Origin of the sequence: Streptomyces sp. NPDC048696, from assembly GCF_043198895.1 — a bacterium.
Lineage (GTDB): Bacteria > Actinomycetota > Actinomycetes > Streptomycetales > Streptomycetaceae > Streptomyces.
This window is the reverse complement of sequence record NZ_JBICVJ010000004.1, coordinates 55,526-73,991: the sequence shown is the minus strand read 5'-3', so window position 1 is coordinate 73,991 and position 18,466 is coordinate 55,526. Positions and strand designations below refer to the sequence as shown.

Genomic DNA, 18,466 nt, shown 5'->3' with positions numbered 1-18,466 from the left:
CGTATCGGACGGTGACCGGGGGCGGAACTCGTACGGGATCGCCACACGTTCGACGGGTATCACCTGTACGGTCGGGCCCGTCCGATCGCACCTCCACCCCAGGAGCCCCGCACATGGCCACCGTCACCCCGCGCCGCAGCGACCGGAGGATCAGCCCGGTCTTCCTGGGGATCGTCGCCGTCATGGCGGTCAGCGGATGGGCGGTGTGGACGGGGTTCGCGAACAAGCCGGGCTTCGCCGTCTTCCTGTTCGTGACGTCCGCCTGGGTGGTCTCGCTGTGCCTGCACGAGTACGCGCACGCCCGCACCGCGCTGCACAGCGGCGACATCTCGGTCGGTGCCAAGGGCTATCTGACGCTGAACCCGCTGAGGTACACGCACGCGATGCTGTCGATCGTGCTGCCGGTCATCTTCGTGATCATGGGCGGTATCGGGCTGCCCGGCGGCGCGGTCTTCATCGAGCGCGGCCGGATCCGGGGCCGCTGGAAGCACAGCCTGGTCTCGGCGGCGGGCCCGCTCACCAATGTGCTGTTCGCCGTGGTCTGCACGGCGCCGTTCTGGCTGCACGCGCTGGACGGCGTGCCGACCGGGTTCCGCCTGGCGCTGGCGTTCCTGGCGCTGCTCCAGGTGACGGCCGCGATCCTGAACTTCCTGCCGGTCCCGGGCCTGGACGGGTACGGGGTGATCGAGCCCTGGCTCTCACCGGGCCTGCGCCGTCAGTTCGAGGCGATCGCGCCCTTCGGGCTGCTCGCGGTCTTCGCCTGCCTGTGGCTGCTGCCCGCGGTCAACCACGCGTTCTTCGACGCGATACACAGCGTCCTGCGCGCCCTCGGCGTCAGCGAGTACGACACGTACTGGGGCCAGCGCCTCTACCGCTTCTGGGAGCACACGTCCGACATCCCGTCGCTCACCGGCTGACGGCGGCGCGCTGCGCCTTGGCCTTGCGCAGGTAGTACCAGGCCATGTTGGAGGAGAGCCCGGCGAGCAGGATCCAGACGATCCCGGTCCAGTTGCCCTCGACGAAGGAGACCACGGCCGCGGCGACCGCGAGGACACAGACGGCGAGGGCGTACAGAGCGAGGCGGGGCATGGGGGTCGGCTCCTGTCCGGGTACGGCGCTGATGCCCGTCCAGTGTCCCCCATGCCCCGACCGGTGCGGGACGTAGGTCGCGTACGTCCTTATTGCGCCGGTCCCGGACGGTTGCTTCCGTCCTAGATGTCGGTCACGCGCAGGCCGGCGTGCGCCTTGTAGCGGCGGTTGACCGAGATCAGGTTGGCGACCAGCGACTCCACCTGGTGGGCGTTACGCAGGCGGCCCGCGAAGACCCCCCGCATCCCCGGGATCCGGGCGGCCAGCGCCTGGACCAGGTCGGTGTCGGCGCGGCTCTCGCCGAGCACCATCACATCGGTGTCGATCTCCTCGATCGAGGCGTCCTGGAGCAGGACGGCCGAGAGGTGGTGGAAGGCGGCGGTGACGCGCGAGTCGGGCAGCAGGGCGGCGGCCTGCTCGGCGGCGCTGCCCTCCTCGGGCTTGAGGGCGTACGCGCCCTTCTTGTCGAAGCCGAGCGGGTTGACGCAGTCGACGACGAGCTTGCCCGCCAGCTCCTCGCGCAGCGCCTCAAGGGTCTTGGCGTGCCCGTCCCACGGCACGGCGACGATCACGATGTCGCTGCGCCGGGCGCACTCGGCGTTGTCCGCGCCCTCGACGCCGAGGCCCAGCTCGTCGGCTGCGGCCCGGGCCCGCTCGGCGGCCCGCGAGCCGATGATCACCTTCTGGCCGGCCCGGGCCAGCCGGTAGGCGAGCCCGCGCCCCTGGTCACCGGTGCCACCGAGGACGCCGACGACCAGACCGGAGACGTCGGGCAGGTCCCACGGGTCCTTGGCGGCGGGCTTCGGGGCGTTCTCGGCGCTGTCACTGGAAGTCATGGAGCGACCTTACGCCGCGCCCCTGGTTGCCCGTTCGGGTGGCCGTGCGGCCGATGAGCCCCAACGGGGCGCGAGGTGCGGCAGGATGCCGGGCCATGGATGCCGTACGCGTCGCACTGTTACGGGAAGTCCTCGCCGGGACGGAGTGGCTGCGCGGCACCCGCCGGTTCGCCGGGGTGCTGCGGTCGTCCGTGGTGCCGCACGGCGGGGGGCTGCTGCTGGTCGGCACCGAGGAGTACGAGCCGTGGCATCTGGCGGCCCACCTCACCGACGAGGCCGCCTGGTCCGGGGTGGCGGAGCTGACCCCGACGCTGGTCCGCCACCACGTCGAGCCGGGCCGGGGACCCCATCTGTCGGTGGGCCTGGGCAGGCTGGAGGCGGCCGGGCGGGGCGAGACGCTGCTGGTGGTGGCGCCGGACCGGCCCGCGCCGGGTCTCCTGGAGCGGATGCACGACGCGCGGCGGGCCGGGGCGACCGTGCTGGCGCTCGACGGGGGCGACCGCGAGGTGCGGGGCCTGGTCCACGAGTCGCTGACGGTCGAGCCGGGCGGGGAGGTGGACCTCGACATGGTGCAGCACCTGGTGAGCGCGGCGGCGGGCGAGAACGGCCTGCCGGTGCAGCGCGGCCGCCGCCGCTTCCGCGACCGGCTGTCGCGCCTGGCGGACCAGCTGACGTCGCCGCCGCCGGCGCGGTGGTGATGGCCTCGCGCGTGCGGGCCTCACCTGACCGGGGCTGCGCCCCGAACCCCCTTTCGTCCGCGGACCGTGGGCCCGGGCGCCCACACGGACGGCGGGGCAGGCGGAGTCCAGGCGGACGGGCCGGGCCGGTCCGGGCTCAGTCGTCCCCCTGTTCCGGCGACTTGTCGTGCCATCTCGGGTCGTTCTCCCACTCCAGGTTGCGTTCCTGGGCGGACTGCATCGCGTGTTCCGCTTCCTCGCGGGTCCCGTACGGACCGAAGCGGTCCTTGGCCGGGCATTCCGGGCCTTCCTCGACCTTGTGGTGGACGAGGCAGTAGTACCACTCGCCCGGCTTGCCGACCGTGCGCTTCTTGAACAGGGCCATGACAGGCTCCTTCCTCGGGCCTTCTGGACCATGCTGCCCCAAGGGGGCTCGATAGACTCGCCGGTATGTCTGGCCAGTCGCTGCTCGTACCAGGGGAGCTCTCTCCCATCCGCTCCGTCCCGGGGAACATCCGGCGTCCCGAGTACGTCGGGAAGCCGATGCCCACGCCGTACACCGGCCCCGAGGTGCAGACCGCCGAAACGATTGAGCTGATGCGGATCGCGGGCCGCATCGCCGCGCGGGCGATGGAGGAGGCCGCCAAGCTCATCGCGCCCGGCGTGACCACCGACGAGCTCGACCGGGTCGCGCACGAGTACATGTGCGACCACGGCGCGTACCCCTCGACGCTCGGCTACCGGGGCTTCCCGAAGTCCCTGTGCAGCTCGGTCAACGAGGTCATCTGCCACGGCATCCCGGACTCGACCGTCCTGAACGACGGCGACATCGTGAACCTGGACGTCACCGCGTACATCGGCGGGGTGCACGGCGACAACAACGCCACGTACTTCTGCGGCGACGTCGACGAGGAGTCGAAGCTGCTGGTCGAGCGGACCCGTGAGTCGCTGAACCGCGCCATCAAGGCCGTCAAGCCGGGCCGCCAGATCAACATCATCGGCCGGGTCATCGAGTCGTACGCGAAGCGGTTCGGCTACGGCGTCGTGCGGGACTTCACCGGGCACGGCATCAGCACCGCCTTCCACTCCGGCCTGATCGTGCCGCACTACGACGCGCCGCACGCCACGACCGTGATCAAGCCGGGCATGACGTTCACCATCGAGCCGATGCTCACGCTCGGCACGCACGAGTACGACATGTGGGAGGACGGCTGGACGGTCGTCACCCGGGACCGCAAGCGGACCGCCCAGTTCGAGCACACACTGGTCGTGACCGAGACGGGCGCGGAGATTCTCACGCTGCCGTGACGCCGGGCCCGGCCCGTGTTGCCCCGGGTTGATCCGTGTTGTCCGGGCGGCTCAAAGGGGTACACCTTTACCGACAGGATGTCGGGAACCAGTTGACTTAGGTAAGCCTAAGTAGAAGGATCGGGCTGGTTCCCGTACCCCTCGGTCTCCGGAGGCACGCCTTGGACACGCCCTTCTCCACCCTCATCCGTACGGCGTCGCACGAGCAGCACACCGAGGCCGAGACCTCCCGCTTCATGAGCGACCTGCTGGGCGGGCGGCTCGGCGTGGAGGCGTACGCGCGCTACACCGAGCAGCTGTGGTTCGTGTACCAGGCCCTGGAGGAGGGCGCGGGGGCGCTGCGCCGGGACCCGGTCGCGGGCCCCTTCATCCACTCCGAGCTGATGCGTACGGAGTCGCTGGAGCGGGATCTGACGCATCTGCGGGGCGAGGGCTGGCGGCGATCCGCCGCCCCGCTCCCCTCCACCCGGGCCTACGCGGCCCGGGTGCGCGAGTGTGCCGTGACCTGGCCCGCCGGGTACGTGGCGCACCACTACACGCGGTACCTCGGCGACCTGTCCGGTGGCCAGATCATCCGCGACCGGGCGGAGCGGACGTGGGGGTTCGCGCGCAAGGGGGACGGCGTGCGGTTCTATGTGTTCGAGTCGATCGCGAACCCGGCGGCGTTCAAGCGGGGGTATCGGGAGTCGCTGGACGCGGTGGACGTCGACGAGCTGGAGAAGAAGCGGATGATTGATGAGTGCAAGCGGGCCTTTGCACTCAACAGTGCGGTGTTCTGGGAGCTGGGTGAGGAGTTCCCGCTCAGCGCGTGACGCTCCGCGGGGGCGTGGTGTGTTCGGCTGCGGACCGCGCCAGGTTGCTCGCGCAGTTCCCCGCGCCCCCAGAGGCCCCCGGTCAGGTGCGGCGCCGTTGTGGCTGGTCGCTCCCACAAGTTCTCGACTCCGCTCGAACAGGGGGGACCCCCATCGCGGCGGAGCCGCACATGTCACAGCCCCGCGCCCCTTGAAGGGCCCTGCGGGCCCCCAAGGACCGTACCCTCAGCGTGTGATCGTGTGCTCCAGCCGCACCCTGCCGCCCAGCTCTATCAGGTCGTCCGGGGCCGGGGCCGTGAGGAGTTGGGAGCCCTTGCCCTGGGTGATGTTCAGGGCCCGGCCCAGGTGGGACGTGAGGAGCAGGGCCGCCGCGCCCGTCGCCTCGTCCTCGGTTATGCCGTCGCCGCGGCCCGGGAACGCGCGGGCTCGGACGCGGCCGGCCGCCTCGTCCTCCCAGGCCCAGGCGTACACCCACTCCCCCGGCTCAGGCACGTCGAGCGCGTCCACCTCGGCGGCCGAGGCGTACTGGCGCAGTGTGCGCGGCGGGGCCCACCCGGCGCGGGCGGTGATCCAGGTGAACTCGCCGTCCTGGCGCGCGAAGATCTCGCCGACGGCCAGGTCGAGCACGTCGACGTCGAGCAGCCAGGCCGCCCCGACCAGCGGGTGGCCCGCGAACGGCAGCCGCACGCCCGGCGTGTAGATGTCGACCGCGCCGCGCTCGGGGTCGTCGACGAACACCGTCTCGCTGAAGCCGAGTTCCTTGGCCAGCGCCTGCCGCGCCGCCTCGTCGGGCAGCACGGATCCCTCGCGCACCACCCCGAGAGCGTTCCCGTGGTGGCCGTCGGGGCCGCAGAAGACCCTGAGTACGTCGATGAGTACGGCGGTTTCCCTCACGTACGCATTCAACCGCATTCAACAACCCGCGCGCGGACCGAGCACCCCTTGACCGTCCCTTGACCTCGTCATGGCCGTCCTGTGATTGGCCTGTTATCGATGGCTACAAGTGAGCACGTGGTGAGAGCTGAATCACGGACCCGGTGGGTATCGGTCAGGTAAGCCTCGGTTAAGTTAGGTCCGCCTCACCCACTGACCGAAACCAGCATGGAGCCCGCATGCGAGCCGTCCGCCTCTCCGTAGTCACCGCCGCCACGACCGTCGCGGCTCTGGCCGCCGTCACGGGCTGCTCCTCGAAGAGCGACTCCTCCGGCGCGGACGGCGCCATCAAGGTCACCGCGTCCGACAAGGCGTGCGAGGTCTCGAAGACCGAGTTCGCGGCCGGGCACGTCCAGCTGGCGATCGAGAACAAGGGCTCCAAGGTCACCGAGGTCTATCTGCTCTTCCCGGACGACCGCATCGTCGCCGAGCGCGAGAACATCGGCCCGGGCCTGAAGCAGAACCTCACCGCCGAGGTGAAGGCCGGCTCGTACGAGATCGCCTGCAAGCCCGGCATGAAGGGCGACGGCATCCGTCAGAAGATCACCGTCACCGGCGGCGCCGAGACCGCCAAGCGCGACCCGAAGCTGGACGCGGCGGTCGCCGCGTACCGCAAGTACGTGCAGCAGCAGGCGGACGAGACCCTGCCGAAGCTGAAGACGTTCACCGACGCCATCGCCGCCGGTGACGTCGAGGGCGCGAAGAAGGCGTACGCCCCGTCCCGGATCGGCTGGGAGCGCACCGAGCCGGTCGCCGAGTCGTTCGGTGACATCGACCCGAAGACCGACACCCGCGAGGACGGCCTGGAGAAGGGCCAGACGTGGACCGGCTGGCACCGCCTGGAGAAGGCGCTGTGGACCGACGGGAAGATCGGCGACGACGAGAAGAAGCTCGGCGTCCAGCTCGACAAGGACATCGCCGACTGGCACAAGCGCGTCGGCACCGCCGAGATCACGCCGACCTCCATGGCCAACGGCGCCAAGGAGCTCCTGGACGAGGTCGCCCGTAACAAGATCACCGGTGAGGAGGAGCGGTACAGCCACACCGACCTGGTCGACTTCAAGGCGAACGTCGAGGGCGCGCAGCAGGCGTACGAGCTCCTCAAGCCGGTCGCCGCCAAGAACGACCCGAAGCTGACGGCCGAGCTGGACAAGCAGTTCGCGGCGATCGAGGCCCAGCTCGACAAGTACCGCACCGACAAGAACTCCTACGACTTCACGTCGTACGACAAGGTCGGCGAGAGCGACCGCAAGCAGCTCTCCGACGGCGTGAACGCGCTGGGCGAGCCGCTGTCGAAGCTCGCCGCGGCCGTCGCCAAGTAATCCGGCACGCAGAGGAACAGGAGGGGAATCAGCCATGAGCGACACCACTGACGCGGGCACCACCACCGACGCCACCCAGGACGCCAAGTCCGCGGCCCCGTCCCGGCGTTCACTGCTGGGCTGGGGCGGTGCGGGGCTGGCCCTGGGGGCCGCGGCCGCCGGCGGCGCCGTCGCCGTCGTGCGCGGGGACGGCTCCGACGCGGTGCCCGCCGCCGACAGCGGCGCGGCCGTGCCGTTCTACGGCGCCCACCAGGCCGGTATCGCCACCGCCGTCCAGGACCGGCTGCACTTCGCCGCGTTCGACGTGACCACCAAGGACCGCGGCGAGCTGATCCAGCTCCTCAAGGACTGGACGGCTGCCGCCGCCCGGATGACCGCGGGCCAGACGGTCGGCGAGGGCGCGTACGGCGGGCTCGCGGAGGCGCCGCCGGACGACACCGGTGAGGCGCTGGGCCTCAAGCCGTCCCGGCTCACCCTGACCATCGGCTTCGGCCCCTCCCTGTTCGCCAAGGGCCGCTTCGGCCTGGAGGGCAAGCGGCCCGAGGCGCTGGTCGACATCGAGAAGTTCCCGCACGACAACCTCGACCCGGCCCGCAGCGACGGCGACCTGTGCGTCCAGGCGTGCGCGGACGACCCGCAGGTCGCGGTGCACGCGATCCGCAACCTGGCCCGTATCGGCATGGGCAAGGCCGCGGTGCGCTGGTCGCAGCTGGGCTTCGGCAAGACGTCGTCGACGACGCCCGACGCGCAGACGCCGCGCAACATGATGGGCTTCAAGGACGGCACCCGGAACGTCTCCGGCACCGACGCCGCCGCCCTCGACCAGCACGTCTGGGTCGGCGAGAAGGACGGCTCGCCCTGGATGACGGGCGGCTCCTACCTGGTGGCCCGGCGCATCCGGATGCACATCGAGGCCTGGGACCGCACGGGTCTGCAGGAGCAGGAGGACGTCTTCGGGCGCGACAAGGGCGAGGGCGCCCCGGTCGGCAAGGCCAAGGAGCGCGACGAGCCGTTCCTGAAGGCGATGAAGCCGACCGCGCACGTGCGCCTGGCGCACCCCGACTCCAACGACGGGGCGACGATCCTGCGCCGCGGCTACTCCTTCACCGACGGCACGGACGGCCTCGGCCGCCTGGACGCCGGTCTGTTCTTCCTCGCGTACCAGCGCGACGTCCGCAAGGGCTTCCTGCCGGTGCAGCGCAGCCTGGCGCGCAACGACGCGCTCAACGAGTACATCCAGCATGTGAGTTCGGCGATTTTCGCCGTCCCTCCGGGCGTCCGCGACAAGGGCGACTGGTGGGGCCGGGCACTGTTCAGCTGATCGGCCGAGGGCTGAGGGGAAACGAATGTTCGGCAATTATCTGATCGGCCTGCGCGAGGGTCTTGAGGCCAGCCTGGTCGTCTGCATCCTCGTCGCGTACCTGGTCAAGACCGGCCACCGCGAGGCGCTGCGGCCCATCTGGATCGGCATCGCCGTGGCCGTCCTGGTCGCGCTGGGCTTCGGCGCGGGCCTGGAGTTCGGCTCGCAGGAGATGACGTTCAAGGCACAGGAGGCGCTCGGCGGCTCGCTGTCGGTCGTCGCCGTCTGCCTGGTGACGTGGATGGTCTTCTGGATGCGGCGCACCGCGCGGTTCCTGAAGTCCGAGCTCCAGGGCAAGCTGGACGCGGCGCTGCGGCTCGGCACCGGCGCGCTCGTCGCCACCGCGTTCCTCGCGGTCGGCCGGGAGGGCCTGGAGACCTCGCTGTTCGTCTGGACGTCGGTGCACGCGGCCGGCTCCGACAGCGGCAACACCGACCCGCTGATCGGCGCGCTGCTGGGCCTCGGCACCGCGGTCTTCCTCGGCTGGCTCTTCTACCGGGGCGCGCTCAAGATCAACCTGGCGAAGTTCTTCACCTGGACCGGCGCGATGCTGGTCGTCGTGGCGGCGGGCGTGCTCGCGTACGGCGTGCACGACCTCCAGGAGGCCGACTTCATCCCCGGCATCAACAGCCTGGCGTTCGACATCAGTTCCACGATCCCGCCGGACAGCTGGTACGGCACGGTCCTCAAGGGCGTCCTGAACTTCCAGCCCGACCCGACCGTCCTCCAGGTCACGGTGTGGGCGCTGTACCTCATCCCCACGCTCGCCGTGTTCTTCGCCCCGGTAGGGTTCGCGAAGTCCTCGGGCGCCAAGAAGCCCGCGGACGTCAAGGGCGAGGGGCAGAAGGCAGTCCATGAGCAGGGTGAGTCGGCTGACGGCCGCGCTCGCGGCGGTGACCGTGCTGACGGTGACGGCGAGCGGCTGCGTGACGGTGCACGGCGAGCGGGAAGTAGTCCCGTCGGCGACCAGGGCTGAGGCCGCACAGGCGCTCAGGGACTTCACGGACGCGTACAACAGGGCCGACAAGGCCTATGACCCGGCCCTCGACGCGGGCCGGGTCTCCGGTCCGCTCGGGGCGATCAACCAGGCCGGGCTCAAGGCCCGCCGGGTGACGAACCCCGGCGGCAATCCGCAGCATGTGCCGCTGGCGCTGACGGACGCGAAGTACGCGATACCGAAGAAGGCCGGCTGGCCCCGGTGGTTCGTCGCGGACACCGACTCCAACCGCGACCAGGACACGGGCGCGGGCGACACGCGCTGGCTGCTCGTCTTCGTCCGCAGCGGGCCGCGGGACGTCTGGAAGGTGGCCCACCTGCTGGTGCTGGGCCCCAAGGAGATACCGGTCTTCGCCCTGGACAAGGACGGCTGGGCCGAGCCGGTACGGCCGGACGACACCGGGCTCGCGGTGGCCCCGAAGGATCTGAGCGGGCAGTACGCCTCGTACCTGCAGTCGGGCCGTCCCGAGAACTTCGCGCCCGGCCCGAACACCAGCGAGTGGCGCACGCTGCGCAAGAAGAACGCGACGCTGCCGGGTATGTCCACGCAGTACGTGGACCAGCCGCTCGACAGCGGCGACTTCGCCCCGCTGGCCCTGCGCACCCGCGACGGCGGCGCCCTCGCCTTCTTCGCCACCCGCCACTACGAACGCCAGACGGCGGCGAAGGGCGTCCGCCTGAACGTCAGCCCGGACGTACGCGCGCTGATGACCGGCGACGCGCGGTCGGCCCTGACGAAGGAGCGGGTCTCGGACGAGGCGGCGCGTGTCCCCGCGGGACAGGGTCCGGTCGTGGTGATCAACCGCTTGCAGGGGTTGACGTCGGCCAAGGGCGAGTAGCGCTTCGCTCCGGGTGCTTGTTGTTTGACTGCGGACCGGCCTCGGCTGGTCGCTCCCCCAAGCTCTCAAGGAGCAGGGGGACCCCCATCGCGGCGGAGCCGCAAATGTCACAGCCCCGCGCCCCTAAATGATTAAAGACTTGGCGCGCTCAGCGTCCCAAAGGCCATGCCACCGCGTGGGCGTCCCCGGTTCCCGCGTAGCGGCCGCACGCGTCCGTCAGTGTTTCCAGGAGCGTCAACGGGTCCGGCAGCTCATGCTCCGGGCCGCGTACCCACGTCACCTCGTGGTCGCCGGGGAGGCGGGCCGGGGGGATCAGGACGTAGCTGCCGCGGCAGTGCCAGCGCAGGCCGGGGTGTTCGTCCATCGTCTCGGGGTGGCAGTCCAGCTCGCACGGCCACCACTCGTCCTCGTCCTCCGGCGTCCCCCGCGTCGCCGTGAAGAACAGCATCCGGGCCTGGTCGCCGGTGCCGCCTGACTCGGCGACCGGGCCGACGTCGATGCCCTCGGCGAGCAGCCGCTCCAGGGCCTCGCGGCCCGCCTCAAGAGGTACGTCGAGCACGTCGTGGACCATGCCCGTCGCGGTGATGAAGTTCGCCTCGCTCTGGCCGAGCGCCCAGCGCTCGATCTGGGCGCGGTCGGTGGTCGACTGGGTCTGCCAGGCGAACGAGACCGGATGGCGCGCCGGAGTCGGACAGCCGACCCGCTCGCACGAACATCGATAACCGGCCGGATACGCGGCGGGCGCGATCGGCAGCTTCGCGGCGGCGACGGCCAACAGCTGCGCCAGGCGGTCCGCGTCGGCGCCGGGGGCGTCCTTGGGGCGCCTGCGCAGCCAGCGGGACAGCTTGCTCTGCGAGCTGCCGGAACGCCCGTACTCCGCGCCCATCTATCCCCTCACCTCACCGTTGCCCCGCGAGAACCTCCCCCCATGGTCCCACCATCGCGCCCGCGCCGAGGCCGTACCCCCCATCCCGGGGCCTCAGCGGGGGGCGAGTCCGCGCAGGGCGTATTCGACGACGGTGTCCGCGTAGGCGTGCGTGAGCGGGAGGGTACGCAGCAGCCAGCGGTGGGAAAGCGGCCCCACCAGCAGTTCCAGGGCCGTGCGCGGGTCGACGTCGGCCCGTACCTCGCCCGCGTCCTGGGCCGCCCGCAGCCGGTCGACGTACAGCCGGAGCTGGGGTTCGAGCAGTTGCTGCACGAACTGGGCGCCCAGTTCCGCGTCGACGACGCCCTCGGCGGCGAGCGCGCGGTACGGCGCCTCGGTCGCGGTGTCGTTGAGCTCGTCCACGGTGGCGCGCAGCACCAGCTTGAGGTCGGCCTCCAGGTCCCCGGTGTCGGGCAGCGACACCTCGCCCTGGACGGCCTGGTGGCTGAGGTCGACGAACGCTTCGAGGAGGACCGCCGCCTTCGAGGGCCACCAGCGGTAGATGGTCTGCTTGCCGACCCCGGCGCGGGCGGCGATGCCCTCGATGGTGGTCCTGGCGTATCCCGCCTCGCCCACGAGGGAGAGCGCGGCGTCGTAGATCGCGCGCCGCGAGCGCTCGCTGCGGCGGGCGGAGTCGGGCGCCTTGCCGGTCCCGGACCCGGTTCCGGACCCCGACCCGGTCCCGGTTCCCGTACGCGTCCCCGTCCCGGTCCCCGCCGTCGCCCCCGCCGTGGCCGCTGTCCCCGCCTGCGCCTTGTTCGCCATGGCGGGGATCCTAGCGCCATCGAGGCGAAACGTATCGTCTCCACCGTGGGGCTTTCGTCCGGATGTCAAGGGGCGCGCGCGGGGCAACAGCGCGTTACGCGGCGAAAAACACCCGGATGGATCACTGCGCGAACGCCCGTGACGACGCACCATGGGCTGACCACGCGCCGCGGCCGCGACGCGTGCGGCCGAAGTCGTCCGTGAGGAGCCCTCATTGCTCAGTGAGACCCGTGACCTCCGCGCACCCCGAGTCGCCAGACCCCGGCGCTATCTGATGTGCCCACCGGCACACTTCAAGGTCACGTACTCCATCAATCCCTGGATGGATCCCGCCAAGCCCGTCGATCTGCCGCTGGCCCTGGCCCAGTGGGAGGACCTGCGCGACCGCTACCGGGCGCTCGGCCACACCGTCGAGCTGCTCGACCCCCGCCCCGACCTGCCCGACATGGTCTTCGCCGCCAACGGGGCCACCGTCATCGACGGCCGGGTCCTGGGCGCCCGCTTCGCCCACCCGGAACGGGAGGCGGAGGCCGAGGCCCATCTGGACTGGTTCCGTACGCACGGCTTCACCGAGATCCACGAGCCGGCCCACATCAACGAGGGCGAGGGCGACTTCGCCGTCACCGCGTCCTATCTGCTGGCCGGGCGCGGCTTCCGGTCCAGCCCGCTCTCGCACGACGAGGCCCAGGAGTTCTTCGGGCGCCCGGTGATCGGGCTCGATCTCGTCGACCCGCGCTACTACCACCTGGACACGGCCCTGTGTGTGCTCGACGACTCGGCCGACGAGATCATGTACTACCCCGGCGCGTTCTCGCCCGGCAGCCGGGCCGTCCTCGCGCGGCTCTTCCCGGACGCGGTGATCGCCTCGCAGGAGGACGCGGGGGCGCTGGGGCTCAACGCGGTGAGTGACGGTCTTCATGTGCTGCTGCCGCAGGGCGCGGTGGGGTTGTTCTCGTCCCTGCGGGAGCGGGGCTTTGTTCCCGTGGGGATGGATCTGGGTGAGCTGCTCAAGGGCGGCGGCAGTGTGAAGTGCTGCACGCAGGAGCTGCGCGGCTAGCCGCTTCGCGTTCGGCTGCGGACCGTCTCGGGTTGCTCGCGCCCACGCGGCGGAGCCGCAAATGTCACAGCCCCGCGCCCCTTGATGGGCCCTTCGGGCCCTCCTTTAGGGGCGCGGGGAACTGCGCGACAAGCCCCCACCGGCCCGCAGCCGAAATACGCGGTCTACCCGGCCGGAGGCCACGCGTCGCCCCACTCCGCGTCCCGGGCGGCCCGGTACAGAACACCGTGGCGCTTCGTGACCGTCTCGCGCCGCAGGACCTCCTCCACCGTGCACAGGTCCAGCAACACCTGCCCCTTGCGGATCTGGGGCCGCCGCACGACCCGGTTCACGGCGGGCTCGGCCGCCCCCCGTACCGCCGCCACATAGCTGAACTTCTCGTCCTCGTACGCCAGCGATCCGCCCTTGACCTGGCGGTGCAGGGACGAGCGGCTGACCCGGGCCGAGAAGTGGCACCAGTCCGTGCCGGGCTCGATGGGGCAGGCGGCGCTGTGCGGGCAGGGCGCGGCGACGGTGAACCCGGCCGCGATCAGCCGGTCCCGGGCCTCGATGATCCGGGTGTAGCCGTCGGGGGTGCCGGGCTCGACGATGACCACGGCGCCGGTCGCGGCGCGCGCCGCGGCGTCCACGAGGGCCTGGCGGTCCTCGACGGTCAGCTCGTTCAGGACGTACGAGACGGTGATGAGGTCGGTCTCCGCCAGGTTCAGCGCCGTACCGATCCGGGCCCGCTCCCAGCGGACCGCGCGCAGCCCGGGGATCTGGGAGGACTCGGCGAGTTCGCGGCCGATCGCGAGCGCGGGCTCGGCCCAGTCGAGGACCGTCGTCGCGGTCTCCCACGCCTCGGCGACCGCCCAGCTCGCCGCGCCCGTGCCGCCGCCGATGTCGGTGTGGGTGGCCGGGGCCCAGTCCGGGGCCGCGTCCTGGAGGGCGGCGAGGGCGGACCGTACGGCCTCGAAGGTCGCGGGCATGCGGTACGCGGCGTACGCGGCCACGTCGGAGCGGTCGCGCAGCACCGGGGCGTGGGTCTGGGTGGCACCCCGGTAGTTGGCGATCAGCCGGTCGACGGCCCGCGCGGCCTGCGACGGCGGCAGTCCGTCGAGCAGTCCGGCGAGGGCGGAGCGCAGGGCTTCCGGGACGGGCACGTTCTCGTTCACCTGGGGATTCTACGGTCGCGGCGCGGCCTCGGCGGCGCGCCGCCAGGGGCGGCACAGCAGCAGGAAGCAGAGCAGCGCGGCGACGCCCGAGGCGAGTTGGACCACGGCCATCGGGACCGCCGTGGCCTCGCCCGCGATGCCGACCAGCGGGGACGCCACCGCGCCGATCAGGAACGAGGAGGTACCGAGCAGCGCGGACGCGGAGCCCGCCGCGTGCGGGGTGCGCATCAGGGCCTGGGCGGTGGTGTTGGGCGTGGCCATGCCCATCGCCGACATCAGCACGAACAGCCCGGCCGCGACCGGCGCGAGCCCGGGCCTCCCGAACACCCCGGACGTCATCACGAGCAGCGCCAGCGCCGCCAGCACGACCACGCTCAGGGCGCAGCCGAGCACCTTGTCCAGGCTGACCCGGCCGACCAGCAGCTTGCCGTTGATCTGCCCGGCGGCGACCAGGCCGACCGAGTTGAGCCCGAAGAGGAGGGAGAAGGTCTGCGGCGAGGCCCCGTAGATCTCCTGGATCACGAACGGGGAGGCCGAGATGTACGCGAAAAGCGCGGCGAAGGCGAGGCCGCCGGCCAGCATGTAGCCGGTGAAGACCCGGTCGCGCAGCAGCCCGCCCATGGTGCGCAGCGCCTCGCCGACCCCGCCCTCGTGCCGCCGCTCGGGCGGCAGCGTCTCGCCGAGGAACTTGCCTACGAAGAGGGTGAGCAGCAGTCCGACGACGGTCAGGACCACGAACACCCCGCGCCAGTCGGTCAGCCGCAGCACCTGACCACCGATGAGCGGGGCGACGACGGGGGCGGCGCCGGAGATCAGCATCAGGGTGGAGAAGAACCGGGCCATCTCCACGCCGTCGTACAGATCGCGCACCACGGCCCGCGCGATGACGATGCCCGCCGCGCCCGCCAGGCCCTGGAGCAACCGGAAGGCGATGAGCAGCCCGGCGTCCGGGGCGAACGCGCACACGGCGGTGGCCAGCACGTACACGACCATGCCGATGAGCAGCGGCCTGCGGCGCCCCCACTTGTCGCTCATCGGCCCGACCACCAGCTGACCGAGCGCCATGCCCGCCAGGCACGCGGTGAGGGTGAGCTGGACGGTGGCGGCGGGCGCGTGCAGCGCGCCGGTGACCTCCGGCAGGGCGGGCAGGTACATGTCCATGGAGAGCGGCGGGAGCGCGGTGAGCCCGCCGAGGACGAGGGTGACGAGGAGAGAGGCACGGCGGGCGGCGGCGCCCGCCGCGCTCGGAGCGGACGTGGGTGCCGGTATGTGTCCTTCGGTCGCCTGCCCGGGCTCCGCCATGGTGTCTCCTAGTTGCCGTTTCAAGTACCCATGCTCTCAGCCGGGCGGGGGTGCTCGACACCACGGCGTACGCGGTGGTGTTCGGCGGATGCCTGGCTTCGTCGCGCCCGCGCCCCCGCCCCGCTCACATCGCGGACGACACGGTCCGGTGCGCGGACCGCTCCCGTACGCTCGCGCCCATGAACGCATCCGCAGCGCGCAAGACCGCCGTCGTCACCGGCGCCGGCTCGGGCATCGGCCGCTCCGTGGCGCTCACCCTGGCCGCGGCGGGCTGGTCGGTGGCGCTCGCGGGCCGCCGGACCGAGACCCTGACCGAGACCGCCGAGCTGGCCGGCCCGGACGCGTCCGTCCTCGCGGTCCGCACCGACGTGACGTCCCCGGACGAGGTCGCGGCCCTGTTCACGGCCGTACGGGACCGGTTCGGGCGGCTCGACCTGCTCTTCAACAACGCGGGCACGTTCGGGCCCGGCGGGGTGGCGGTGGAGGACCTGGCGTACGAGGCGTGGCGACACGTCGTCGACACCAACCTCAACGGCGCGTTCCTGTGCGCGCAGGCGGCGTTCCGGCAGATGAAGGAGCAGGAGCCGCAGGGCGGCCGGATCATCAACAACGGGTCGATCTCGGCGCATGTGCCGCGCCCGCACTCGGTGGCGTACACGGCGACCAAGCACGCCATGACGGGCCTGACCAAGTCCCTGTCCCTGGACGGCCGCCCGTACCGGATCGCCGTCGGCCAGATCGACATCGGCAACGCGGCGACGGACATGACGGCCCGGATGACCACGGGGGTGCCGCAGGCCAACGGGTCGCTGGCGGTGGAGCCGGTGATGGACGCGGGGGATGTGGCGCGGACGGTGCTGCATATGGCGTCGCTGCCGCTGGAGGCGAATGTGCAGTTCGCGACGGTGATGGCTACGGCTATGCCCTACATCGGGCGGGGCTGAGCGCTTCGCTGGGGGTGTGGTGCTTTGGCTGCGGGCCGTGGGTGGCTGGTCGCTCCCCCAAGTTCTCGACTCCGCTCGAACAGGGGGGACCCCCATCGCGGCGGAGCCGCAAATGTCACAGCCCGCGCCCCTTAGCCCCGCCGTCGCTGTGGGCATGCGTGCCGCCGGGTCGGAGTGGGGGTTGCGCAGCCCGGCGGGACGGGGTTGCCGCTGTGCCCACCCGTGCCGCCCTGGCGGCACGCATGCCCACAGCGTCGGCGGAGGGGCACCGGGAATGCCCTGCCCCCACCCGGAGTTGAGCGGGGCATGACCAACGTACTGCGCTACACCGCCTTCTCCTCCGATCCGGCCGGAGGCAACCCCGCCGGGGTCGTTCTCGATGCGAGTGGGCTCGACCACGACGCCATGCTCGCGATCGCCGCCGAGCTGGGGTACAGCGAGTCCGCGTTCCTGAGCGCGCCGCCCGAGGGGCTCGGGGAGGCCGGGCGGGCGTTCACCATCCGGTACTTCAGCCCGAAGGCCGAGGTCCCCTTCTGCGGGCACGCCACCGTGGCGACGGCTGTGGCCCTGGGCGAGCGGGTCGGCCCGGGCGAGCTGGTCTTCGCGACCCGGGCCGGTACGGTCCCGGTGACCGTCACCGAGGACGGCGGCACCCTGCGCGCCACCCTCAGCAGCGTCGAGCCGCACACCGAGGACATCGCGCCCGACGACCTCGCCGAGGCGCTGGCCGCGCTCGACTGGCCCGCCGCCGACCTCGACCCGGCGCTGACGCCGCGCGTCGCGTACGCGGGCGCCCGGCACCTGGTGCTGGCCGCCGCCACCCGCGAACGCCTCGCGGACCTCGCGTACGACTTCGAACGGCTCGCCGCGCTGATGCGGCGGCTCGACCTCGTCACGGTGCAACTGGTGTGGCGCGCCTCGGACACGGTCTTCCACGTCCGCAACCCGTTCCCGGTCGGCGGGGTCGTCGAGGACCCGGCGACGGGCGCGGCGGCGGCCGCCTTCGGGGCGTATCTGCGCGAACTCGCCCTGGTTCCCGAGGAGTCGGTGCTGACCCTGCACCAGGGCGAGGACCTGGGCCGCCCCGGTGTCCTGACGGTGACGCTCCGCAAGGGCGACCCGCGCGTGCACGTCGGCGGCGCGGGCGCCCGTATCCCGGTGTGACCCGCGGCTACGCCTGGCCGGTCTCGAAGCGGCTGACCCGGCCGCCGTCGACGTCGAACCGCCAGGCCGTCCGCATCTCGCCCCAGGTGTCGTTGCGGTAGTTGGCGACCAGCGAGCGGCCGTCCGCCGTCTGCGACTCGATGTCCATGTGGCCGCCCGAGGAGAAGACCTCCCGCTCGGTCCAGTCGGCGACGTCCCGGTCCGACCCGTCGTCGGACATGGTGGCGCCGGGGCTGAGGGCGGCCGCGAAGGCGTCGCGGTCGCCCGCGTTGAGCGCGCTCACGAAGGCCCGGACGGCCGGGTCGTGGAGCTTGTCCAGCGCGATGGTCATGGGGGCTCTCCTTCGGCGCGGGCCCGTTCGTGACGGGGGTCCGTACGTGACGGGGATCCGCCCCTCTCCACGGGGCGAGGGGCACCCCCTCAGCTCACCGCATCCCCGCCCGGCCCGCCACCGGGCATGGCCCGCCACGACGGCGCGGCGCCGGTGGGTGGGGTGGTGGAGTGGCAGACGAGTCGGCCTGTACGCCGGGTTCTGTCGCCCGGTCGCCTCGCGGCGGCCGGGGAGACGGCCATCCATCTAGGACCGGCGTTGCCGCCGGCCTCGTGCGGTCTACCCGCGGACTCGGGCGGGCAGCCCTCGAACGTCCGCGCAGAAGCACCTGGGTGCTCCCTCTTGACCTTGCTCCGGGTGGGGTTTACCTAGCCGCCTGAGTCACCCCAGGCGCTGGTGGTCTCTTACACCACCGTTTCACCCTTACCGGGGACCGAGGTCCCCGGCGGTCTGTTCTCTGTGGCACTGTCCCGCGGGTCACCCCGGGTGGGCGTTACCCACCACCCTGCCCTGTGGAGCCCGGACGTTCCTCGGGAGGATCCGAGGATCCTCACGCGGCCGTCCGGCCGACTCGTCTGCCGTGGTGACCATGCTACCTGCCGGGCGGGACCGCTCGATCGTGCGCGTCGTGTCCGGGGCCGGTGCGTGTCTC

The 18,466-nt window shown here is 71.9% G+C and carries 20 protein-coding genes and 1 other RNA gene; 11 read left to right on the top strand and 10 right to left on the bottom strand.

All coding sequences use genetic code 11. The annotated features are described in order from the left end of the window. Window positions 1–113 precede the first annotated feature (113 nt). Window positions 114–917, top strand: a complete 804-nt coding sequence (locus ACGFRG_RS09505) for a site-2 protease family protein (protein ID WP_361425240.1) — start codon at window positions 114–116, stop codon at window positions 915–917. On the opposite strand, the gene ACGFRG_RS09500 is transcribed toward ACGFRG_RS09505, so the two are convergent. Together ACGFRG_RS09500 and npdG are read right to left on the bottom strand one after the other, a co-directional pair. Further along, the gene (locus ACGFRG_RS09500; RefSeq protein ID WP_361425243.1) at window positions 907–1,089 is read right to left on the bottom strand and encodes a hypothetical protein; all 183 of its coding nucleotides are present in this window, start codon (window positions 1,087–1,089) and stop codon (window positions 907–909) included. The genes ACGFRG_RS09505 and ACGFRG_RS09500 overlap by 11 nt on opposite strands. Window positions 1,090–1,211: 122 nt before the next feature. After that, window positions 1,212–1,925, bottom strand: a complete 714-nt coding sequence (gene npdG / locus ACGFRG_RS09495) for an NADPH-dependent F420 reductase (protein WP_361425246.1) — start codon at window positions 1,923–1,925, stop codon at window positions 1,212–1,214. Window positions 1,926–2,020: 95 nt separating this feature from the next. Here npdG and ACGFRG_RS09490 point away from each other — a divergent pair, with 95 nt between their 5' ends. Next, the gene (locus ACGFRG_RS09490) at window positions 2,021–2,623 is read left to right on the top strand and encodes a hypothetical protein (protein WP_361425249.1); all 603 of its coding nucleotides are present in this window, start codon (window positions 2,021–2,023) and stop codon (window positions 2,621–2,623) included. A gap of 136 nt (window positions 2,624–2,759) precedes the next feature. On the opposite strand, the gene ACGFRG_RS09485 is transcribed toward ACGFRG_RS09490, so the two are convergent. After that, complete coding sequence (locus ACGFRG_RS09485) at window positions 2,760–2,987, bottom strand: hypothetical protein (RefSeq protein ID WP_393262847.1); 228 nt, start codon at window positions 2,985–2,987, stop codon at window positions 2,760–2,762. Window positions 2,988–3,052: 65 nt separating this feature from the next. On the opposite strand from ACGFRG_RS09485, the gene map reads away from it, so the two are divergent. Both map and ACGFRG_RS09475 read left to right on the top strand, forming a co-directional pair. Next, window positions 3,053–3,910, top strand: a complete 858-nt coding sequence (gene map, locus ACGFRG_RS09480) for a type I methionyl aminopeptidase (RefSeq protein ID WP_361425255.1) — start codon at window positions 3,053–3,055, stop codon at window positions 3,908–3,910. Window positions 3,911–4,071: 161 nt separating this feature from the next. Beyond that, window positions 4,072–4,722 carry a biliverdin-producing heme oxygenase gene (locus ACGFRG_RS09475; protein ID WP_361425258.1) on the top strand — a complete coding sequence of 217 codons (651 nt, stop codon included), beginning with the start codon at window positions 4,072–4,074 and terminating at the stop codon, window positions 4,720–4,722. Between the two features lie 225 nt (window positions 4,723–4,947). Here the strand turns inward: ACGFRG_RS09475 and ACGFRG_RS09470 are convergent, their stop codons facing one another. Beyond that, a complete protein-coding gene (locus tag ACGFRG_RS09470; RefSeq protein WP_361425261.1) occupies window positions 4,948–5,616 on the bottom strand; it encodes a PhzF family phenazine biosynthesis protein in 669 nt (222 codons plus the stop codon). 218 nt (window positions 5,617–5,834) lie between these two features. On the opposite strand from ACGFRG_RS09470, the gene efeO reads away from it, so the two are divergent. Genes efeO through ACGFRG_RS09450 form a run of 4 tightly spaced genes read left to right on the top strand, consistent with a single transcriptional unit; the run spans window position 5,835 to window position 10,172 of the window. Further along, complete coding sequence (gene efeO / locus ACGFRG_RS09465) at window positions 5,835–6,977, top strand: iron uptake system protein EfeO (RefSeq protein ID WP_393262843.1); 1,143 nt, start codon at window positions 5,835–5,837, stop codon at window positions 6,975–6,977. 34 nt (window positions 6,978–7,011) lie between these two features. Beyond that, window positions 7,012–8,298 carry an iron uptake transporter deferrochelatase/peroxidase subunit gene (gene efeB, locus ACGFRG_RS09460; protein ID WP_393262841.1) on the top strand — a complete coding sequence of 429 codons (1,287 nt, stop codon included), beginning with the start codon at window positions 7,012–7,014 and terminating at the stop codon, window positions 8,296–8,298. 25 nt (window positions 8,299–8,323) lie between these two features. Continuing rightward, window positions 8,324–9,313 (top strand): iron uptake transporter permease EfeU, encoded by a 990-nt coding sequence (gene efeU, locus ACGFRG_RS09455; RefSeq protein WP_361425270.1) that lies wholly within the window; start codon window positions 8,324–8,326, stop codon window positions 9,311–9,313. Further along, entirely contained in the window at window positions 9,201–10,172 is a 972-nt protein-coding gene (locus tag ACGFRG_RS09450) for a hypothetical protein (protein WP_361425455.1), read from the top strand. The genes efeU and ACGFRG_RS09450 overlap by 113 nt, the downstream gene beginning before the upstream one ends. 148 nt (window positions 10,173–10,320) lie before the next feature. Here ACGFRG_RS09450 and ACGFRG_RS09445 read toward each other — a convergent pair whose 3' ends face one another. Together ACGFRG_RS09445 and ACGFRG_RS09440 are read right to left on the bottom strand one after the other, a co-directional pair. Beyond that, window positions 10,321–11,058, bottom strand: coding sequence for a bifunctional DNA primase/polymerase (locus ACGFRG_RS09445; protein ID WP_361425273.1), 738 nt, complete (start codon window positions 11,056–11,058; stop codon window positions 10,321–10,323). Between the two features lie 93 nt (window positions 11,059–11,151). Further along, entirely contained in the window at window positions 11,152–11,862 is a 711-nt protein-coding gene (locus ACGFRG_RS09440; RefSeq protein ID WP_393262837.1) for a TetR/AcrR family transcriptional regulator, read from the bottom strand. A 214-nt stretch (window positions 11,863–12,076) separates the two neighbouring features. Here ACGFRG_RS09440 and ddaH point away from each other — a divergent pair, with 214 nt between their 5' ends. Beyond that, window positions 12,077–12,919 carry a dimethylargininase gene (ddaH, locus tag ACGFRG_RS09435; protein ID WP_361425280.1) on the top strand — a complete coding sequence of 281 codons (843 nt, stop codon included), beginning with the start codon at window positions 12,077–12,079 and terminating at the stop codon, window positions 12,917–12,919. Window positions 12,920–13,083: 164 nt separating this feature from the next. On the opposite strand, the gene ACGFRG_RS09430 is transcribed toward ddaH, so the two are convergent. Together ACGFRG_RS09430 and ACGFRG_RS09425 are read right to left on the bottom strand one after the other, a co-directional pair. Then, window positions 13,084–14,073 carry a small ribosomal subunit Rsm22 family protein gene (locus ACGFRG_RS09430; protein WP_361425283.1) on the bottom strand — a complete coding sequence of 330 codons (990 nt, stop codon included), beginning with the start codon at window positions 14,071–14,073 and terminating at the stop codon, window positions 13,084–13,086. Window positions 14,074–14,082: 9 nt separating this feature from the next. Continuing rightward, window positions 14,083–15,375 carry a multidrug effflux MFS transporter gene (locus ACGFRG_RS09425; protein WP_361425286.1) on the bottom strand — a complete coding sequence of 431 codons (1,293 nt, stop codon included), beginning with the start codon at window positions 15,373–15,375 and terminating at the stop codon, window positions 14,083–14,085. A gap of 179 nt (window positions 15,376–15,554) precedes the next feature. On the opposite strand from ACGFRG_RS09425, the gene ACGFRG_RS09420 reads away from it, so the two are divergent. Continuing rightward, window positions 15,555–16,319, top strand: a complete 765-nt coding sequence (locus tag ACGFRG_RS09420; protein ID WP_361425289.1) for an SDR family oxidoreductase — start codon at window positions 15,555–15,557, stop codon at window positions 16,317–16,319. Window positions 16,320–16,625: 306 nt separating this feature from the next. Next, window positions 16,626–17,483 carry a PhzF family phenazine biosynthesis protein gene (locus ACGFRG_RS09415; protein WP_393262833.1) on the top strand — a complete coding sequence of 286 codons (858 nt, stop codon included), beginning with the start codon at window positions 16,626–16,628 and terminating at the stop codon, window positions 17,481–17,483. A 7-nt stretch (window positions 17,484–17,490) separates the two neighbouring features. Here the strand turns inward: ACGFRG_RS09415 and ACGFRG_RS09410 are convergent, their stop codons facing one another. Continuing rightward, the gene (locus tag ACGFRG_RS09410) at window positions 17,491–17,814 is read right to left on the bottom strand and encodes a nuclear transport factor 2 family protein (protein WP_361425295.1); all 324 of its coding nucleotides are present in this window, start codon (window positions 17,812–17,814) and stop codon (window positions 17,491–17,493) included. A 174-nt stretch (window positions 17,815–17,988) separates the two neighbouring features. Then, window positions 17,989–18,388: RNase P RNA component class A (gene rnpB / locus ACGFRG_RS09405), an RNA gene on the bottom strand. Window positions 18,389–18,466: the final 78 nt, after the last annotated feature.

Coding starts and splice junctions, on each gene's coding strand:
- ACGFRG_RS09490 (WP_361425249.1), top strand. CDS start 2,021: ATGGATGCCGTACGCGTCGCACTGTTACGGGAAGTCCTCGCCGGGACG.
- ACGFRG_RS09445 (WP_361425273.1), bottom strand. CDS start 11,058: ATGGGCGCGGAGTACGGGCGTTCCGGCAGCTCGCAGAGCAAGCTGTCC.
- efeO (WP_393262843.1), top strand. CDS start 5,835: ATGCGAGCCGTCCGCCTCTCCGTAGTCACCGCCGCCACGACCGTCGCG.
- ACGFRG_RS09440 (WP_393262837.1), bottom strand. CDS start 11,862: ATGGCGAACAAGGCGCAGGCGGGGACAGCGGCCACGGCGGGGGCGACG.
- ACGFRG_RS09500 (WP_361425243.1), bottom strand. CDS start 1,089: ATGCCCCGCCTCGCTCTGTACGCCCTCGCCGTCTGTGTCCTCGCGGTC.
- ACGFRG_RS09415 (WP_393262833.1), top strand. CDS start 16,626: ATGACCAACGTACTGCGCTACACCGCCTTCTCCTCCGATCCGGCCGGA.
- ACGFRG_RS09505 (WP_361425240.1), top strand. CDS start 114: ATGGCCACCGTCACCCCGCGCCGCAGCGACCGGAGGATCAGCCCGGTC.
- efeB (WP_393262841.1), top strand. CDS start 7,012: ATGAGCGACACCACTGACGCGGGCACCACCACCGACGCCACCCAGGAC.
- ACGFRG_RS09485 (WP_393262847.1), bottom strand. CDS start 2,987: ATGGCCCTGTTCAAGAAGCGCACGGTCGGCAAGCCGGGCGAGTGGTAC.
- ACGFRG_RS09420 (WP_361425289.1), top strand. CDS start 15,555: ATGAACGCATCCGCAGCGCGCAAGACCGCCGTCGTCACCGGCGCCGGC.
- map (WP_361425255.1), top strand. CDS start 3,053: ATGTCTGGCCAGTCGCTGCTCGTACCAGGGGAGCTCTCTCCCATCCGC.
- efeU (WP_361425270.1), top strand. CDS start 8,324: ATGTTCGGCAATTATCTGATCGGCCTGCGCGAGGGTCTTGAGGCCAGC.
- npdG (WP_361425246.1), bottom strand. CDS start 1,925: ATGACTTCCAGTGACAGCGCCGAGAACGCCCCGAAGCCCGCCGCCAAG.
- ACGFRG_RS09425 (WP_361425286.1), bottom strand. CDS start 15,375: ATGGCGGAGCCCGGGCAGGCGACCGAAGGACACATACCGGCACCCACG.
- ACGFRG_RS09410 (WP_361425295.1), bottom strand. CDS start 17,814: ATGACCATCGCGCTGGACAAGCTCCACGACCCGGCCGTCCGGGCCTTC.